16 protein-coding genes are annotated in these 14,063 nt (G+C 61.8%); 10 read left to right on the forward strand and 6 right to left on the reverse strand.

The window, feature by feature from the left end; all coding sequences use genetic code 11:
* Positions 1-75 precede the first annotated feature (75 nt).
* Entirely contained in the window at positions 76-516 is a 441-nt protein-coding gene (locus AB4Y82_RS06350) for a hypothetical protein (RefSeq protein WP_441603915.1), read from the reverse strand.
* A gap of 499 nt (positions 517-1,015) precedes the next feature.
* On the opposite strand from AB4Y82_RS06350, the gene AB4Y82_RS06355 reads away from it, so the two are divergent.
* On the forward strand, positions 1,016-1,216 hold the full coding sequence (locus AB4Y82_RS06355; RefSeq protein ID WP_441603913.1) for a hypothetical protein: 201 nt from the start codon (positions 1,016-1,018) through the stop codon (positions 1,214-1,216).
* A 40-nt stretch (positions 1,217-1,256) separates the two neighbouring features.
* Here AB4Y82_RS06355 and ligD read toward each other — a convergent pair whose 3' ends face one another.
* Positions 1,257-3,797: a DNA ligase D gene (gene ligD, locus AB4Y82_RS06360; RefSeq protein ID WP_441611167.1), complete on the reverse strand. Its 2,541-nt coding sequence runs from the start codon at positions 3,795-3,797 to the stop codon at positions 1,257-1,259.
* Positions 3,798-4,268: 471 nt separating this feature from the next.
* Between ligD and AB4Y82_RS06365 the strand changes: the two genes are divergently transcribed.
* Positions 4,269-4,973 carry a hypothetical protein gene (locus AB4Y82_RS06365; protein WP_441611168.1) on the forward strand — a complete coding sequence of 235 codons (705 nt, stop codon included), beginning with the start codon at positions 4,269-4,271 and terminating at the stop codon, positions 4,971-4,973.
* Between the two features lie 103 nt (positions 4,974-5,076).
* Here AB4Y82_RS06365 and AB4Y82_RS06370 read toward each other — a convergent pair whose 3' ends face one another.
* Both AB4Y82_RS06370 and AB4Y82_RS06375 read right to left on the reverse strand, forming a co-directional pair.
* Entirely contained in the window at positions 5,077-5,832 is a 756-nt protein-coding gene (locus AB4Y82_RS06370) for a molybdopterin-binding protein (protein WP_441603910.1), read from the reverse strand.
* Positions 5,825-6,793: a cytochrome b/b6 domain-containing protein gene (locus AB4Y82_RS06375; RefSeq protein ID WP_441603909.1), complete on the reverse strand. Its 969-nt coding sequence runs from the start codon at positions 6,791-6,793 to the stop codon at positions 5,825-5,827. The genes AB4Y82_RS06370 and AB4Y82_RS06375 overlap by 8 nt, the downstream gene beginning before the upstream one ends.
* Before the next feature lie 147 nt (positions 6,794-6,940).
* Between AB4Y82_RS06375 and AB4Y82_RS06380 the strand changes: the two genes are divergently transcribed.
* Positions 6,941-7,252: a hypothetical protein gene (locus AB4Y82_RS06380; RefSeq protein WP_441603908.1), complete on the forward strand. Its 312-nt coding sequence runs from the start codon at positions 6,941-6,943 to the stop codon at positions 7,250-7,252.
* A gap of 119 nt (positions 7,253-7,371) precedes the next feature.
* Here the strand turns inward: AB4Y82_RS06380 and AB4Y82_RS06385 are convergent, their stop codons facing one another.
* On the reverse strand, positions 7,372-7,794 hold the full coding sequence (locus AB4Y82_RS06385) for a VOC family protein (protein ID WP_441603907.1): 423 nt from the start codon (positions 7,792-7,794) through the stop codon (positions 7,372-7,374).
* Positions 7,795-8,018: 224 nt separating this feature from the next.
* Here AB4Y82_RS06385 and AB4Y82_RS06390 point away from each other — a divergent pair, with 224 nt between their 5' ends.
* From AB4Y82_RS06390 to AB4Y82_RS06405, 4 genes are read left to right on the forward strand one after another with little or no spacing between them, the layout of a single operon-like run.
* On the forward strand, positions 8,019-8,633 hold the full coding sequence (locus AB4Y82_RS06390) for a hypothetical protein (protein ID WP_441603906.1): 615 nt from the start codon (positions 8,019-8,021) through the stop codon (positions 8,631-8,633).
* 19 nt (positions 8,634-8,652) lie between these two features.
* A complete protein-coding gene (locus tag AB4Y82_RS06395; RefSeq protein WP_441603905.1) occupies positions 8,653-9,129 on the forward strand; it encodes a GNAT family N-acetyltransferase in 477 nt (158 codons plus the stop codon).
* A gap of 30 nt (positions 9,130-9,159) precedes the next feature.
* Complete coding sequence (locus tag AB4Y82_RS06400; protein WP_441603904.1) at positions 9,160-9,408, forward strand: hypothetical protein; 249 nt, start codon at positions 9,160-9,162, stop codon at positions 9,406-9,408.
* A 51-nt stretch (positions 9,409-9,459) separates the two neighbouring features.
* The gene (locus AB4Y82_RS06405; RefSeq protein ID WP_441603903.1) at positions 9,460-9,888 is read left to right on the forward strand and encodes a DUF4259 domain-containing protein; all 429 of its coding nucleotides are present in this window, start codon (positions 9,460-9,462) and stop codon (positions 9,886-9,888) included.
* A gap of 406 nt (positions 9,889-10,294) precedes the next feature.
* On the opposite strand, the gene AB4Y82_RS06410 is transcribed toward AB4Y82_RS06405, so the two are convergent.
* On the reverse strand, positions 10,295-10,498 hold the full coding sequence (locus tag AB4Y82_RS06410) for a hypothetical protein (RefSeq protein WP_441603902.1): 204 nt from the start codon (positions 10,496-10,498) through the stop codon (positions 10,295-10,297).
* A 564-nt stretch (positions 10,499-11,062) separates the two neighbouring features.
* On the opposite strand from AB4Y82_RS06410, the gene AB4Y82_RS06415 reads away from it, so the two are divergent.
* Genes AB4Y82_RS06415 through AB4Y82_RS06425 form a run of 3 tightly spaced genes read left to right on the forward strand, consistent with a single transcriptional unit; the run spans position 11,063 to position 14,050 of the window.
* Positions 11,063-11,803 carry a ZIP family metal transporter gene (locus tag AB4Y82_RS06415; protein WP_441603901.1) on the forward strand — a complete coding sequence of 247 codons (741 nt, stop codon included), beginning with the start codon at positions 11,063-11,065 and terminating at the stop codon, positions 11,801-11,803.
* Positions 11,800-12,768 carry a CDP-diacylglycerol diphosphatase gene (locus AB4Y82_RS06420; RefSeq protein ID WP_441603900.1) on the forward strand — a complete coding sequence of 323 codons (969 nt, stop codon included), beginning with the start codon at positions 11,800-11,802 and terminating at the stop codon, positions 12,766-12,768. Before AB4Y82_RS06415 ends, AB4Y82_RS06420 begins: the two co-directional genes overlap by 4 nt.
* Positions 12,722-14,050 (forward strand): phospholipase D-like domain-containing protein, encoded by a 1,329-nt coding sequence (locus AB4Y82_RS06425; protein ID WP_441603899.1) that lies wholly within the window; start codon positions 12,722-12,724, stop codon positions 14,048-14,050. Before AB4Y82_RS06420 ends, AB4Y82_RS06425 begins: the two co-directional genes overlap by 47 nt.
* Positions 14,051-14,063 lie beyond the last annotated feature (13 nt).

Consider the following 14,063-nt stretch of genomic DNA (forward strand, 5'->3'; position numbering starts at 1 on the left):
AGCGCCACCGTAACACCGCTCCCCCAGGTGGTCGCGCACAAGTGCGCTCCTGCAAACGGCCGTCCACAGACGAAGTCACCGCTTGGGTCGGCGTTTGCGCAGCCGTTTGGCATTACTCATCGCCCGCTGGCGATACGGCTGCAGACCGGCCGTGAGCATGGCGGCAGACGAGCGCGATGCGCTGGCGGCGATGCCAGAGGAGGTGACGGCCTTGCGACCGCTCAGTCCCGTGCTCGCCATCCACTGGTTCCACCAGAACTTCGAGGCGGTGGCGCTCGCGCTCATCATCATGGCTGTGGCTGATTGCTGCGCGGCTGCCACCTTCTCCGTCACCATCGTGGTCAATTCCCTTTGATCGGCCGCGGAGGGCGGGTTGCTCATGCCACTGATCTGAGCACTGCGCCGCAGGACCACCTCCGCCGAGGCGCCCAACATCTGTGTCGATTTCGCCGCCAGATCCCACCACCAGGCGATGGGCAACGCCTGGGTGAGGGCCCTGTTTTTCCGGATCGGCATGGCTGGAGTCCTGAGGGCTGCGAAGTGAGACAAAAAAGAGGGGCAGGGTCCGAATGCGGTACGGACGCTGCCCCGGTGCGAATGGCCTTGATGTCCTTGCCCGGTCGGAGAATCCAGCCTGGGTAGTGCGGACTCGCAGCCGATCGCCCGTGCATCCTTCCGCATCGCTCGTTGCGGCGGTGTGTAAATTGCCGGCGCGGCTTGTTATGGCTGCTGTGCCGATGTCGCAGGCGCAGGCTCGGGCCGCAAATCTTCATGCATCGCGGCGCGGTAGAAACCTGCGGCAAGGATAACCAGCAGTGCGACGATGAAGACGATCAAGGCCGCTCGGCGTGAAAATTTCATGACATGGGCTGACTGGCGAAACGATGAACTGTGCGTGGCTGCATGTATCGATGTTGTCGACGTTCTGTGGTGGATGTGCGATGTCGCGGACCGGTCACCATGACGCGCCGAGGGTAGTACCATCACGCACGAACGAGAACCCACGGAGCCTTCCATGACACCTCTCGACAAAACCCTGCGCCGCGAAGTCACCATCGATGGCGAGACCTATACCCTGGTGCTCGACGCGAATGGTTTGAAGTTGACGCCTCGCGGTCATCGCAAGGGCACGGAACTCCAGTGGAAGGACATCGTCAGCGGCGACGCCGCCGTGGCGTCGGCACTCAATGCATCGGCGGCGAACGACAGCGCCTGAAGGCTGCGCAGGAGGCTGGGCCACCTATCGGTGACCGAGCCTACGATCTCGCTTCGAGCGCCTTCATGACTGTCGCCAGGCTCTGCCTGGTCGTGTCGATGCCTTCCCATGGGTCGGCACGTTGCCGCTTCAGTCGTGCAAGAGCAGAGCGCATGTCGAACTGCGAAGCACTTTTCAGGCGGCTCAGCTCGCTCCAGCGCAAGGGCATGGCGACAGGTGCGCCTGGGCGGCCACGCAGCGAATAGGACGCCACTGCCGTGGCGCCGCGGCCGTTGCGCAGATAATCCACGTAGATCCTGCCTGCGCGTCGCGTCTTGGAACTGACCGACACGAACTCCAGCGGGTACATCGATTCGAGCGCCTGCGCAAAGCCGTGCGCGAAGGACTTCACCTCGTCCCACGGTGCCACCGGCTTCAAGGGCGCCACGACGTGCAGCCCTTTGCCGCCGGTGGTGCGCAGGAAGCTCTTCAAGCCAAGCTGATCCAGGAGCTTGTTGAGCAGGCGAGCGGCGGCCTTCACGCGGGTCCATTCGACATCGGGGCCTGGGTCCAGATCGAACACGATGCGATCGGCGCCATCAGGGTCATCGATATGCGCACCCCAGGGATGGAACTCGATCGCGTTGTATTGCACCAGCTCGATGATCGAGTCCGCGCTGTCCGGATAGAGGTAGACAGCAGAGGCGCCGGTTTCCTCTTTCAGGCGGACGGAGCCGACATGATTGAGGCCGCCGGTTGGCAAGTGCTTCTGAAAGAAGCTGGGCTTGTTGATGCCGCCGGGCCAACGAATCACGGACATCGGCCGGTTGATGACGCCAGGCAGGAACCACGTCATGGCTGCCGTATAGTAGTCGACGATGTCCTGCTTGGTGATGCCTTCCCCGTGATAGACCACGCGATCGGGATGTGTGATGACGATGCCTGCCGGTTCGGTCGACGTGCCACGGCGCGACTTTGCAGCCCCATGGCTTTTGCCGATGCGATCGCCACTGCGTAAGTCCCTGGGTGACTTGTCCGGCCGCATGGCCTTGAGACTGGGTTGCCGCAATAGTCCGTGATTGCCGATGCCGCGATAGAACACCTCGGCCACCGCGGTCGGCGCAATCCAGTGGGCATCGCGAGGCGCTTCGCTCGCATGCTTGATGGTGGGCGAACGCGAGCCGGCGCGCGCCAGCGTGCGGGTGAGTTCACGCAGCATCGCGTCGGTAAAGCCTGAACCCACGCGACCTACGTAACTCCACTCGCCAGCGGGCGCAGGCCTGGCCAGCAACAGCGAGCCAAATCCCTTCCTCGATCCCTTGGCAGCGGTATAGCCCACCACGGCGAACTCATCGGACTGCAGGCGCTTCACCTTGACCCAGTCGTCGCCACGTCCACCCCGATAAGGCGAACCGACGCGCTTGCACATGATGCCCTCGAGGTGGTGGGCGCTCGCACTCTCAAAGGCCGCTTCGCCGCCACCCACGATGTGGCTGCTATAGGCAAGCTGGGATGGGGCGTCCTGGAGCAGGCGCTGCAGCGCCTCTTTGCGATGGATCAGGGGCGAGCGGGAGAGGTCGTAGCCTTCCAGATAAGGCAGGTCGAACAGCACATAGGCCAGCGGCGACGCGCGTTCGCCCGACAAGGTCTGCTGCAAGGCGTTGAAGTCCGATTGTCCATCGACGAGGGCAATCAGTTCACCGTCCAACTGCGCCGAGTTCAGCCCGAGCGCCTCGATGGCCTGCCTGATCTCGGGCAGCTTGTGGGTCCAGGGCAGGGCATTGCGCGACCAGCATTCCACCTGTCCGTCGGTGATCGAGGTGAGGATGCGATAGCCATCCCACTTCACCTCGTTGAGCCAGTCGTCACCCGTGGGAGGCGCGTCGCGTAACGTCGCCAACTCCGGCTTGAAAAAGCCCCTGGGTGCGACTCGCTTCTTGGCGCCCTCGACTTTGGCGATCCATCGCGAGGGCGATACGCGTCGCTTGCCGGCGGTTGGAGCGTGTCGGCGCTTTGAGTGCGTCAACTTCTGCGCCACCTCTTTCGCGCCGCCGCTCTTTCCCGATGCTCGCCTAGTGCTGGCAACCATGGTCGCGTCGAGCAGGTCATCGGCCTCGACCTTGGACACATAGGCATCCTCGTCCTTGATCAGGAACCACACGGGCTTCTTTTCCTGGCGATGACCTCGAACCAGGTGCCAGCCACCCTTGAGCCGCTGGCCGAACAGCTCGAAGCGCAGATGTCCTTTCTGAAGTTGCGCCTCCGCATCGCCCGAGGTCGCCCACACCCCCGTGTCGAAGGTATCGACGTGACCTGCGCCGTAGCCATCGGGAATATCGCCGTGGAAGGAGGCATACGACACCGGATGGTCTTCCACCTCCACGGCGAGCCGTTTCACCTTGGGGTCGTAGCTGGGTCCCTTGGGGCAGGCCCAGCTCTTCAGTACGTCTCCCACCTGCAGCCGGAAGTCGTAATGGCGCCGCCGCGCGTGATGCAGTTGCACCACAAACAGTTCACGCCCAGCCTTTCCGACGGACTTTTCTGGACGAGGCTCTGGCGTTTTGTCGAAGTGCCGCTTGCGGGCGTAGTCGCGTAGTGACATGGCTGTCTTCCCGCCGCCATGGCGGCTTGCCTGGTCGTGACTGGGTGGCGTCTCATGGGGTCGCGCAACGTCGATCCACCTCATGCAGCGCAACGATTCTCACGGGGCAGGTGAATCGACCGTCAACCTTTTGCAGACACGAAGCCCGACGTGCACCTCCTGTTTAGCCTGTCTCGCGACATGCACGTTGAGAGCGCGAGGCTTAGTAGTCCTGCGCAAGTCGCGCCGTCCAACGGCAACGGTGCTGCTCGCTGCATGACCTTCCAAAGGCCATCACGTGCGGATTGCGCCTTGAGCGGGCGTTGGCGCGGTTCCTGCTTTGGCCGGCCTGAGGCTCGTACGGCGCCTGGGTCGCCTCTGCTCGCTCCATCTTCATGCCGTTCCAACATCTCCTGAGTAACCTTCAGTTGATTCCAGGCGAAGTAACAGTGGTCACACCTGATCCGAGATATCCACTGGAGGTTGTTAGTCATGACATATGGAACTTTGAAACGAACGCTGTTGCTCGCCGGTATGGCCATCGCCATGGCAACCGCCGTACCCGCCATCGCCGCGGATCAAGCGGTGCATGTGCGCGGCACGGTGACGGATGTCACCGCCACGGGCTTTACGGTGCAGACGGCGACGGGCGCGCAGAACGTCGCGATCGCAGCCGATACCCATATCGCCGGCGTGGTGCCCAGCAATCTGGATGCGATCCAGCCAGGCTCCTACATTGGTTCGGCCAACGTGCCGCACGGCGCCGCCGCCAACGCCCTGGAAGTCGTGGTGTTTCCGCCGGCGATGAAGGGCACGGGCCTGGGTGATTACGCCTGGGATCTGCCCGCCCATGGCGGTGCCGGGTCGGCCATGACCAACGGCAGCGTGAAGTCGTCGGCGATGACCAATGGCACCGTCAAGAGCAGCGCAGCCGGTGGTTCGGCCATGCATTCGGCGATGACCAACGGCACGGTGAAGACGGCTGATGGCAGTGGCGCACGCACGCTGGTGGTCGACTACGGCTCGGGCGAGAAGACGATCAATGTGACGGCGAACACGCCGATCGTGACCTTCGCGCCAGCCGACAAGAGCGCCATCGTCAAAGGTGCGAAGGTCTTCGTGGCCGGCAAGCCGGGCAATCCGGTGGCTGCCGGGTTCGTGGCAGTCGGGCTGAACGGTACTGCGCCGCCGATGTAACAGGCATTGCGTCGAGGCCATCGCGGTCGATCCGGACTTGTCCATGCACCATGGACAAGTCCGGACTCCACGTGCGCTGCGCGACCCGGGTTCCGGCCTCGGGTCAGATGCCCGCGTACCACTCGTAACCCTGGTCTTCCCAATAACCGCCCTTGCCGTCGCCGATATCCTTGAACGAGCTCACCAGCTCGATGCGGCTGATGTATTTGGCCTGCTTGTAACCTAGCTGCCGGCCAAGGCGCAGGCGCAAGGGTGCGCCGTTCGGTACCGGCAGCGGCTGGTCGTTCAATTCAAAGGCCAGCAAAGTCTGCGGATGTCTTGCTTCGCGGATGTCCACGCTTTCGTAGTACGGCGTGTCCGCGTCCATTTCGTCAAAGCAATGAAAGACGACAAAGGCTGCCTGTGGACTCACGCCCACGTGGTCGAGCACGGCCGAGAGTACAGTGCCGCGCCACTTGCCGATCGCGCTCCAGCCTTCCACGCAATCGTGCCGGGTGATCTGGGTGCGGTCATCCAGCGCCTTCAGGTCGTCAATCGATAGCATCGCCGGATGCGTCACCAGTCCGTCCACTTGCAATTTGTAGTCGCGGAACTGGTTGGCCATCAATGCCTGATAGGCAGGCGTGTCCGGCATGGTGGTGCCATTGGGATGAAACACCGGGGAGATCTCGGCCTCGGAGTATTCCTTTGCCATGGCGGTGGAGGGCGACAGCAGCGTCTGCACGCGACGATTCAACCCTTCGGCGCTGCCCAATACCCGGGCGCCCAGGCCGCTCTGTGAAATACGGTCGCAACCCGCGAGGAAGATGCCCGCGGCACCCATGCCGGCCATACGCAGAAACGATCGGCGATCACTCATGGCGAGGGTCCTCCACGATCGGCATTTGTTCGGCAGTGGCGCGCTCGGGAGACATGGCGGGCGCCGCTGGCTCAGGCTTGGCATCGACAGTCGCCGCCGGTCCGGGCTTGACCTTGTAGTAGCCGGTAATCATGCCGCGCAACTGGTTGAAGACCCCGCTCACCAATACCTCGAAGACATGAATCACCACGAAGGCGACAAACGCCCAGGCGATGATGAAGTGAATCGACCTTGCTGACTGGCGTCCACCCACCGCTTCGACCAGGGGCGAAAGCACCGCATCCAGGCGCGGAGACATCGCCAGGCCCATCAATACGATGCCGATGCCGAAGATGAAGATCACGGTCAGATAAGCAAGCCGTTGCAGAATGTTGTAGCGCAGCGCCTCGTCCCCATGGGGGTGCTTGAACCGGATGTGATCGACGATGGAGCGGCCGATGCCACGCCAGTCCGCACGTGTCGGCCACATATCGCGTTGCAGGTGCTTATGCGCGAATGAGTAGGCGATATAGCAAAGCCCATTGAGCACAAACACCCAGGCAAAAAAGAAATGCCAGCGCCGGCCCATGGCCAGCCAGCCCGCGCTGGGCACCGTCAGCCAAGAGGGAAAACCCCGCGCGGTCGGCGTGCCGTCGCTGCCTTTGGACACGCCCAGTACGCCGGTCGTGGTGACCTGGTGCTGGCCAACCCGCGTGGTGCCGACCAGATTGCCGGCCGTATCTTCATGTGCATCCAGGGCCAGCCAGGCCGTGCCCTCGTCGGAGCGATTGCCCCAGTAGAGATTGGGATGCGCATTGAAGATCTGCAGGCCGCTGAGCAGCATCAGGGTCAATGCGATCACATTGATCCAGTGCATGATCCGGATCGGCAGCGTATGACGATAGACCAGCCGTGAAGCCGTCGACGACGACCTGGGTGTCACGGAAACACTAGGGGACTCGACGGCGCTGGGGGCGTTCATGTCGTTGCACCTGGGTGTGGCGATGACGGGCCAGTATGCGAACAGTGTACTCGCCTGAAGATGCGCAGACACTTGCTTGCCCGGTGGCTTGCCGCATGGTGAAAGGCTGTTGACGATAGCGCAGGTAGTTGCGCTTACAATCGATCGATGGACTATCAACTCATCATCAAGTTCTGGCGCAAGTCGCTGGCCGACGAAGCCTTCCTCGCAACGATCGAGGCAAGGCTGAAGGAGGCCCTGGGCCATACCGTCGAGCTGGAGGGCTACGATGTCAGCCCCAAAGAGATCAATCTTTTCATGCTCGCGTCCGATCCGCGGCTATCCTTTCGGCGCGCAAAAGACGTGTTGGAAGAACTGGGCATAACGAACGGCGTTTCCGCGGCATTCCGGGTGGCTGGCGGATCGAGCTTCACCTCGATCTGGCCGGTGCGCGCCACGCGAAAGTTCAAGCTTCCCTAGTGCCTGTTCGCCTGAAGCCATACCCTCATGCGGGCACTGGCGCACGCGCAAGCTGATGCCCGGCGATATCGCGGACTACTCACCTCAGAGGCCCTGAGCCGGTTCATGGGCCCGGGATGTCAGCCAAGTTCCTGGGCGAGTCCAATAAGCAGTCCTTCAGGTCCGCGGATGTAGCAGAGGCGATACGCGTCTTTGTACTGGACGACGTCGCCCACAAGCTGCGCGCCACGCTTGCGAAGCCTCTCGAGCGTCTCATCGACATCATCCACGGTGAACATGACGCGCAAGTAGCCCAGCGCGTTCACCGGAGCGTTCCGGTGATCGGCGATTGTTGGCGGAGCGAGAAACCGGGAGAGCTCGAGCCGGCTGTGGCCGTCGGGCGTGCGCATCATGGCAATCTCGACGCGTTGATCGCCCAATCCCGTGACGCGTCCGGCCCATGCTCCTTCGATCATGGTCCGCCCCTCGAGATCGAGGCCGAGCTCGCGAAAGAAAGCGATCGTCGCGTCGAGGTCCTCGACCACGATGCCTACGTTGTCCATCCGTTTAAGCGCCATGGATGCAACTTACTCGCGGGCCATTGTCCTGACAACGGACCGTGGAGTGCGTGTTCATTCGGCCGCGAGGGCAGGAGCCACGCCCGGCGACCCGCTTGCACGGCAGGTCATTTCGGCTCTAGGATGTACCGTGGTACCACGGTACCTCAATTGCAATGAGCGGACGGCGTGGTCGAGAGCCACCTACCTGGCTGGGGGTTTCAATGAGCATGAAGATGATACTGATCGGCCCTGTAGCCGCGTCCCTGGCGATCGGCCTGGGAGTGGCGGTGGTGCATTCGCAAGGCGATGCGAAGGAGGGGCACGGTGTGCTTGCCGCACACGGCATCCACGGCGTGTCGATCCCTTCATCCCATACAGGAGCTCCATCGATGTATGCAGAACGCGAGTTCGACTTCGACTTGCCGGGAACCGTGGCGGCGCTGGCGCCCTATTTTGGGCCGGTAAAAGAGCGAGAGTGGGCGCCTGACTGGAACCCTGAATTTGTGCGCCCCGCCGGTGGCGGCCAGGAAGTCGGCGCCGTTTTTCAGACGAAGTCGCAGTGGGGCGCTGCAACCTGGGTCATGGATCGCTACGAGCCCGCGCAGGGCAAGGTCGGCTATCTCATCTTCATTCCAGCGACGGGAGTGTCGCGCTACGACATTTCGCTGAGCCAGAGAGATCCGGCAACCGTGCACGTGCACGTGTGGTGCAGTCGCACGCTGCTGAAAAACGCCGATGCCAGGTACCTCGCCGAGTTCGAGCAGTTTTTCACGGCGCAGGGCCCGGAGTGGCGCGACGCGATCGTCGGCATGCTTGCGCACTCCACCGCGCAACCCCACTAATCGGAATCGAGCAACTCCAATGAGCGACGCGATCACCTCAAGCAACACGATCGATTTTCTGGAGACGGCGGCGAACTGCAGCCTGTTTCATCGCATCAGTTCGCACATGACGGCCGAGCTTCGCCAGAGCGGCCACGACCAGCCGGAGGGTTCACTCGCTGCGGAGGAGCTGCAGCAGGCCCATGTCATTTTCGCCATCCGTGATCTCTCGGTACTGGGCATGATCGTGGTCAGTCATGCTGCAGGAGCCGGACTTGCCAGGCTCTATCGCCTCTGGATAGTTCCTTCGGCACGGCGCTCAGGCATGGGACGGGCATTGATGATGCGGGCGGAACAATTCGTGGCAGGGAAGGGTGCCCGGACCATCGAGTTCGACACCGGCCAGGATCTCGTCTCCGCGGTTGCCCTCTACCGAAGCTTGGATTACAAGGAAGAGCCTTTTCTGGAGCGCAGCCCAAGGAGCCTCCTGTTCCGGAAGTCCTTGGCCAAGAGTTGATTTCAAATCTGGGCAACCGACAAATTCACCATGAATGACGAAAAGAAGATCGATCGCGTGCAGACAGGCGTACGCATCGAAAAGCGGATCTTGAAAGTACTCAAGAGCCTCGCCGAGACCATGGACATCTCATTGGGCGATCTGATTGAAGGGATCGCCTTGCATGCCTTTGAGAACAAGAAGCCCTTTTCGACGAAGACGCTGCAGCACATCCAGAAGCTGCGAGAGGTCTACGGGCTGGACCTGACCGCCGAGGACAGCCACAGGTTGAAGGAATGACTGTGTCGCCAAGGCAGCATTTCAACCAGCTATTGACGTAAGGAGAAGCAGATGGGCGCGTGGGCTGCAAGAGTCTTCGACGATGACACCGCTTTGGATTTCCTCGAGGAACAGCTCATTCCGCGGGCCGACCCGCGAGCAGTGATGCGAGCAGCATTCGAACGCGCGCTTGCCGCGGACTACGTGGACTATGACGATGGCCAGGCAGTGCTCGCTTGCGCGGCAGTCATCCTGTCGGCAAGGAACGGGCAGCCCTTGGACGATGACGAAACCGGAGCGCGGATAGCCTGGCGCGAAGGCCTGGCCTCACTCGACTTCTCCTCCCTGGCCGAGCTCGGTTCGAAGGCATGCTTGCGCGTCTGCGGCGAGTCCAGCGAACTGAGAGAGCTCTGGGAAGAAGACGCCGATTTGCTTTCCGCCTGGATCGGCCATGTCGAGTCGTTGGCCAGAGATATGAAACACAGCCGTTCCGGCCAGTGACCTGCAAGGACGCGAGATATCGCCTTCGACGGCGACGTCAGTGGGTCGATTCCACGCATGGCTAGACATGCCCAGTGCCACCCATAGCATCGTGCTCCTTGGCGACGCCATTTCGCCGGACGCGCCAGCATCCGGCGAGATGGGTCATGACCCATCTGTCCTATGGTTCTTCACCATCTTTCAGTACCGTTGCATAAGCCTCATTCATGTAATCAAGCAGATCCGCACGAAGTGCCTGCAGTGTCTTTTGTGCGTCCGACTGGAAGGCTAGTGCGGCACGTTGAAAGTCGGACCACCACGGGAGGGTTGTGACCAGCGTGGTATCCAATACCGTGCTGACCGCCTTGCCGATGTTGAGTGGGGTCAAACCCCTTGGCATGAACGCGATGGGTTGGATGGACCGGCTTCACGCGCTCATGACGCCAGTCCACGGCCTGCTTCGACGGCGCGACAGCGTGGCTGCCGTGCATTGCTTGAGGAAGTCATCGTCCGCGCAAGCGACGTTCTCCACTGTCATCGCGCCACTGTGCCGCCATCGACTGACGGCACTTTCGGTGACGCCCAACAGCGCGGCCAAGACGCTGAGCTTATAGACGCCACGTGCGTGCATGGCTTCCCCCAGCCGATTCCCCCGCACGTTGTCCATGGAACGATCGGCTCCTGGATATCAGATGCACCAAAAGTCTACGAAGCCATCGCCAAGGTTCCCGGCAATGACTCGATGAAATGGATCCCCGTGCATCGCCCGTGGGTGGAAGGAGGGCGAGGCGAAACGAACTTGCGAACGCATTGACGCGTGTACCGAGAAACCATGGCGCGCACCTCTGCCATCAAGTGATATGAAGGCGGTTTATGCGTCCACTGATTCGTATCGCGGAACCGTTCAAGAATTCACAGAAAGCACCAAACTTCGCCATCCGTCAAAAGAAGTAGCGACGCGTTGTGCAGGGGGATGAAGCTTCACCATGAATTTGGCGGCGGGCATTTCTGCGCATTTCTGCATACCGGGGCTCACGGCATGGCGCGCAATCGCATGGTCTTACTGGCGCGCCATGACTTCTGGCAGGGCTGTATCCGTCGCCCTAGTGCGTCACCATGATGTTATAACATAACATTTGATGGCCTCATTGATGGGCATGGATGTCGTCAAGCAACGGCCAATCGGGACGTATCCGTGCATGCTCGTCTGATCGAAATCTTCCTGGCGTCCCTCGTGCTTGGGGCGACGTCCTTGTTCTCCCGCATCGTCGTCTGGATGCCTGGGGGCGTGCGGACTCGCTGGCTGCCATGGCTGCAGGCCATGGCCGTGGGATTGCTGATCGGCGACAGCCTTTTGCATCTCTTGCCGCACGCGTTGGGGTCACATGACGACCTGAGCGAGATCATGCTCGCCTTCATGATTGGCGCGACATTTCTCGCCTTGGTCGAGAACGTGGTGCGTGCCCGGGGCCTCAGTGCAAGCGTGATCGCGCCGGCTGCGCGGATGACGCTCGCCAGCGATTTCATTCACCATTGCGTCGATGGGATCATCCTGGCCGGCGCTTTTTTGGCGAGTCCTGCGGCCGGATATGCGGCGCTTGCCGCTATTGCGATCCACGAGATTCCCCGTGAGATGGCGAGCGCCGGCGTGCTTGTTTCCAATGGCTATGATCCGCGGCGCGCCTTCATTCTGTCGCTCGCCATGGCCATCGCCGTGCCTGCCGGGGCGCTCGCCGTGGCAGCGACGTTGCCATCGGAGAGAGCAGCAGCGTTGACAGCGGCGTTCGCCGCCGGCTCCATCCTGTATGTCGCATTGGCGGACATCCTCCCCGCGGCGTGGCTCAAGGCAACCGGAAGTGCGCGGTTGGCGCCCGCCATCGGCATTGCCGCTGGCGTGGTGTCCATGTGGCTGTTGGCCCGAGGCGAACGGGCATGACAGCCAAGCGTTTGGTACGGACGGCCAGCAGGCGTTGGGCCACGGGTTCGATGATGAGCTGCGCAGCCTGGCACAAGCGACTGCGCCTGATTTTCCTCGGGCTCGTGCTGGCAAGCCTGTCGCAGGAAGTCACTGCCGATGGCCAGGTGCGAGAACCGGATGGCGTCAAAGACCGAAACGCACTTTGGAAGAAGCTGGGTCAAGTCTGCGCGCCTGCAGCGGCCTCCCGTGTCCACCCGCCATCGCCTTGCATCGTAGTTCCAGGCGATGGAACTCATGGTGGCTACGCCATCCTGAAGGATCAGAAGGGGCGCTATCAGTACCTGGTGATTCCGCTTGACCGCATCAGCGGCGTGGAAGATCCGGCATTGCAGAAGGACCGCGCGCCCAACTACTTCGCGCGCGCCTGGGACGCGAAGCGATATGTGGAGGCGGCGTTGCACGGACCTCGTCCGCGTGACCAGCTGATGCTCGCGGTGAATTCCCGCTACGGACGATCACAGGATCAGCTCCACATCCATATCGACTGTGTGCGGACCGATGTGCACGAGGTTCTGGAACGCTTGCTTCCCACCATCGGCATCCAGTGGCAGAAGCTGGCTCAGCCGCTGCCTCCCTTTGGGCATGCCTATGACGCCCGATGGGTGGGCGGCGAATCGCTATCGGTTGATCCGTTCAAGTCCTTGGCGGCCGCACTCCCTGCAGGAGACGCCATGGGTCGTCATGGCCTCGCCGTCGTCGGAGCGCGAGCGCCGGACGGCCGTCCAGGATTCATCCTGCTCAGCATCAAGGCGTCGCTCGACCAGGGCAACCGCGGCAGCGCCGAGGAATTGGAAGATCACCAATGCGCGATCGCAGGCGAACCACATCGCACCGATACCGCCATTTCGTTTCCCACGAGGCATCACGAGTCACCACATGAAACTGTCTCCAACAAAGAAGCCATTCTGCTGGGTCCACCTTAAGCCACGAAGCGTTCGGTCAACGACGCTCAAGCTGATCTGTGCATGCATGGGCTTGGGGCTCTGTTCGTTGTCGATCGTTGCCGCAAAGCCCGTTCCGCGCGCTCCCGTGCCTGACTTCCAGATCGTTGAAAGCGTGCCGGAGGGGACGTTCTATGGTGAACCGGGCGTGCCGCGCACGCGGGCCATATGGCTGCAGATGATCCGCTCGGCCCACAAGAGCATCGACGTGGCCGCGTTTTACATCGCAGACAAGCCGGGCGGCGGGGCACTTTCGCCTGTATTGAACGCACTTGCCGAGCGCGCTGCGGCAGGTGTCGCCGTGCGGGTGCTGGTGGATCACACGTTCCTGAAGAGTAACCAGGAGGGCGTGGATCGCCTGCGTCAAGTACCTGGCATCACGATCCGCGTTCTTCCCGTGGACGAATTGACGGGTGGGGTGCTGCACGCCAAATACATGGTGATCGACGAGGAGGCGGTGTTCATTGGCAGCCAGAACTGGGACTGGCGAGCACTTGAGCAGATCCACGAGATAGGCGCGCGTATTCGCAATGAGCGCTTCGCAAAAACGGTGGAAGCGTCCTTTGAATTCGACTGGCAATTGGCCGGCCATCCGGATTTGCCCAAGGCTGCCGAGGCGGCCCAGGTTTCGCCCGGCTTCACGCCCGCGACCGAAGACAATCCGGTCGTTCTCCAGGATGGCGACTCTTCACTGATCACGGCTTTCCCTGCTTTCAGCCCGCCGTCACTCATGCCTGCATGGGTCAGCAGCGAAGAGGGGGCATTGATCCATATGATCAACGCAAGCCAGCACGTCATGCGCATACAGGTCATGACACTGTCGGCGATCAGACATTTTGGCGCCAAAGGCTGGTGGTCTGATCTGGACACAGCCATTCGCGACGCAGCCGCCCGGGGCGTGGATGTCCGGATCATCGTCGGCGACTGGTCGCTCAGCGAACCTACGCAGTCCTACCTGAAGAGTCTTGCGTCGTTACCCAATATCACGGTGAAGTTCAGCCGTGTTCCTCCATCGCCGAGCGGATTCATCCCGTACGCGAGAGTGGAGCACGCCAAATATGCCGTCGCGGACGACGACAAATCGTTCGTCGGCACGGGCAACTGGGAGTGGAGCTATTTCCACAACACCGTGGACGTGTCGGTTCGCCTGAACGGGAAATCGGCCGCCAGCACCTTGGCATCGATCTTTGATCGCGACTGGAGCGGGGGCTACGTCACAACGCTGGTCCCCGGCGAGAGCTATCAGGCGCCGCGAACACATTGAAGGTCGGCTGCGC

Source organism: Dyella sp. 2YAF14, assembly GCF_052114725.1.
In the GTDB taxonomy this organism is placed as follows: domain Bacteria; phylum Pseudomonadota; class Gammaproteobacteria; order Xanthomonadales; family Rhodanobacteraceae; genus Dyella.

Coding starts and splice junctions, on each gene's coding strand:
- AB4Y82_RS06350 (WP_441603915.1), bottom strand. CDS start 516: ATGCCGATCCGGAAAAACAGGGCCCTCACCCAGGCGTTGCCCATCGCC.
- AB4Y82_RS06355 (WP_441603913.1), top strand. CDS start 1,016: ATGACACCTCTCGACAAAACCCTGCGCCGCGAAGTCACCATCGATGGC.
- ligD (WP_441611167.1), bottom strand. CDS start 3,797: ATGTCACTACGCGACTACGCCCGCAAGCGGCACTTCGACAAAACGCCA.
- AB4Y82_RS06365 (WP_441611168.1), top strand. CDS start 4,269: ATGACATATGGAACTTTGAAACGAACGCTGTTGCTCGCCGGTATGGCC.
- AB4Y82_RS06370 (WP_441603910.1), bottom strand. CDS start 5,832: ATGAGTGATCGCCGATCGTTTCTGCGTATGGCCGGCATGGGTGCCGCG.
- AB4Y82_RS06375 (WP_441603909.1), bottom strand. CDS start 6,793: ATGAACGCCCCCAGCGCCGTCGAGTCCCCTAGTGTTTCCGTGACACCC.
- AB4Y82_RS06380 (WP_441603908.1), top strand. CDS start 6,941: ATGGACTATCAACTCATCATCAAGTTCTGGCGCAAGTCGCTGGCCGAC.
- AB4Y82_RS06385 (WP_441603907.1), bottom strand. CDS start 7,794: ATGGACAACGTAGGCATCGTGGTCGAGGACCTCGACGCGACGATCGCT.
- AB4Y82_RS06390 (WP_441603906.1), top strand. CDS start 8,019: ATGAAGATGATACTGATCGGCCCTGTAGCCGCGTCCCTGGCGATCGGC.
- AB4Y82_RS06395 (WP_441603905.1), top strand. CDS start 8,653: ATGAGCGACGCGATCACCTCAAGCAACACGATCGATTTTCTGGAGACG.
- AB4Y82_RS06400 (WP_441603904.1), top strand. CDS start 9,160: ATGAATGACGAAAAGAAGATCGATCGCGTGCAGACAGGCGTACGCATC.
- AB4Y82_RS06405 (WP_441603903.1), top strand. CDS start 9,460: ATGGGCGCGTGGGCTGCAAGAGTCTTCGACGATGACACCGCTTTGGAT.
- AB4Y82_RS06410 (WP_441603902.1), bottom strand. CDS start 10,498: ATGCACGCACGTGGCGTCTATAAGCTCAGCGTCTTGGCCGCGCTGTTG.
- AB4Y82_RS06420 (WP_441603900.1), top strand. CDS start 11,800: ATGACAGCCAAGCGTTTGGTACGGACGGCCAGCAGGCGTTGGGCCACG.
- AB4Y82_RS06425 (WP_441603899.1), top strand. CDS start 12,722: ATGAAACTGTCTCCAACAAAGAAGCCATTCTGCTGGGTCCACCTTAAG.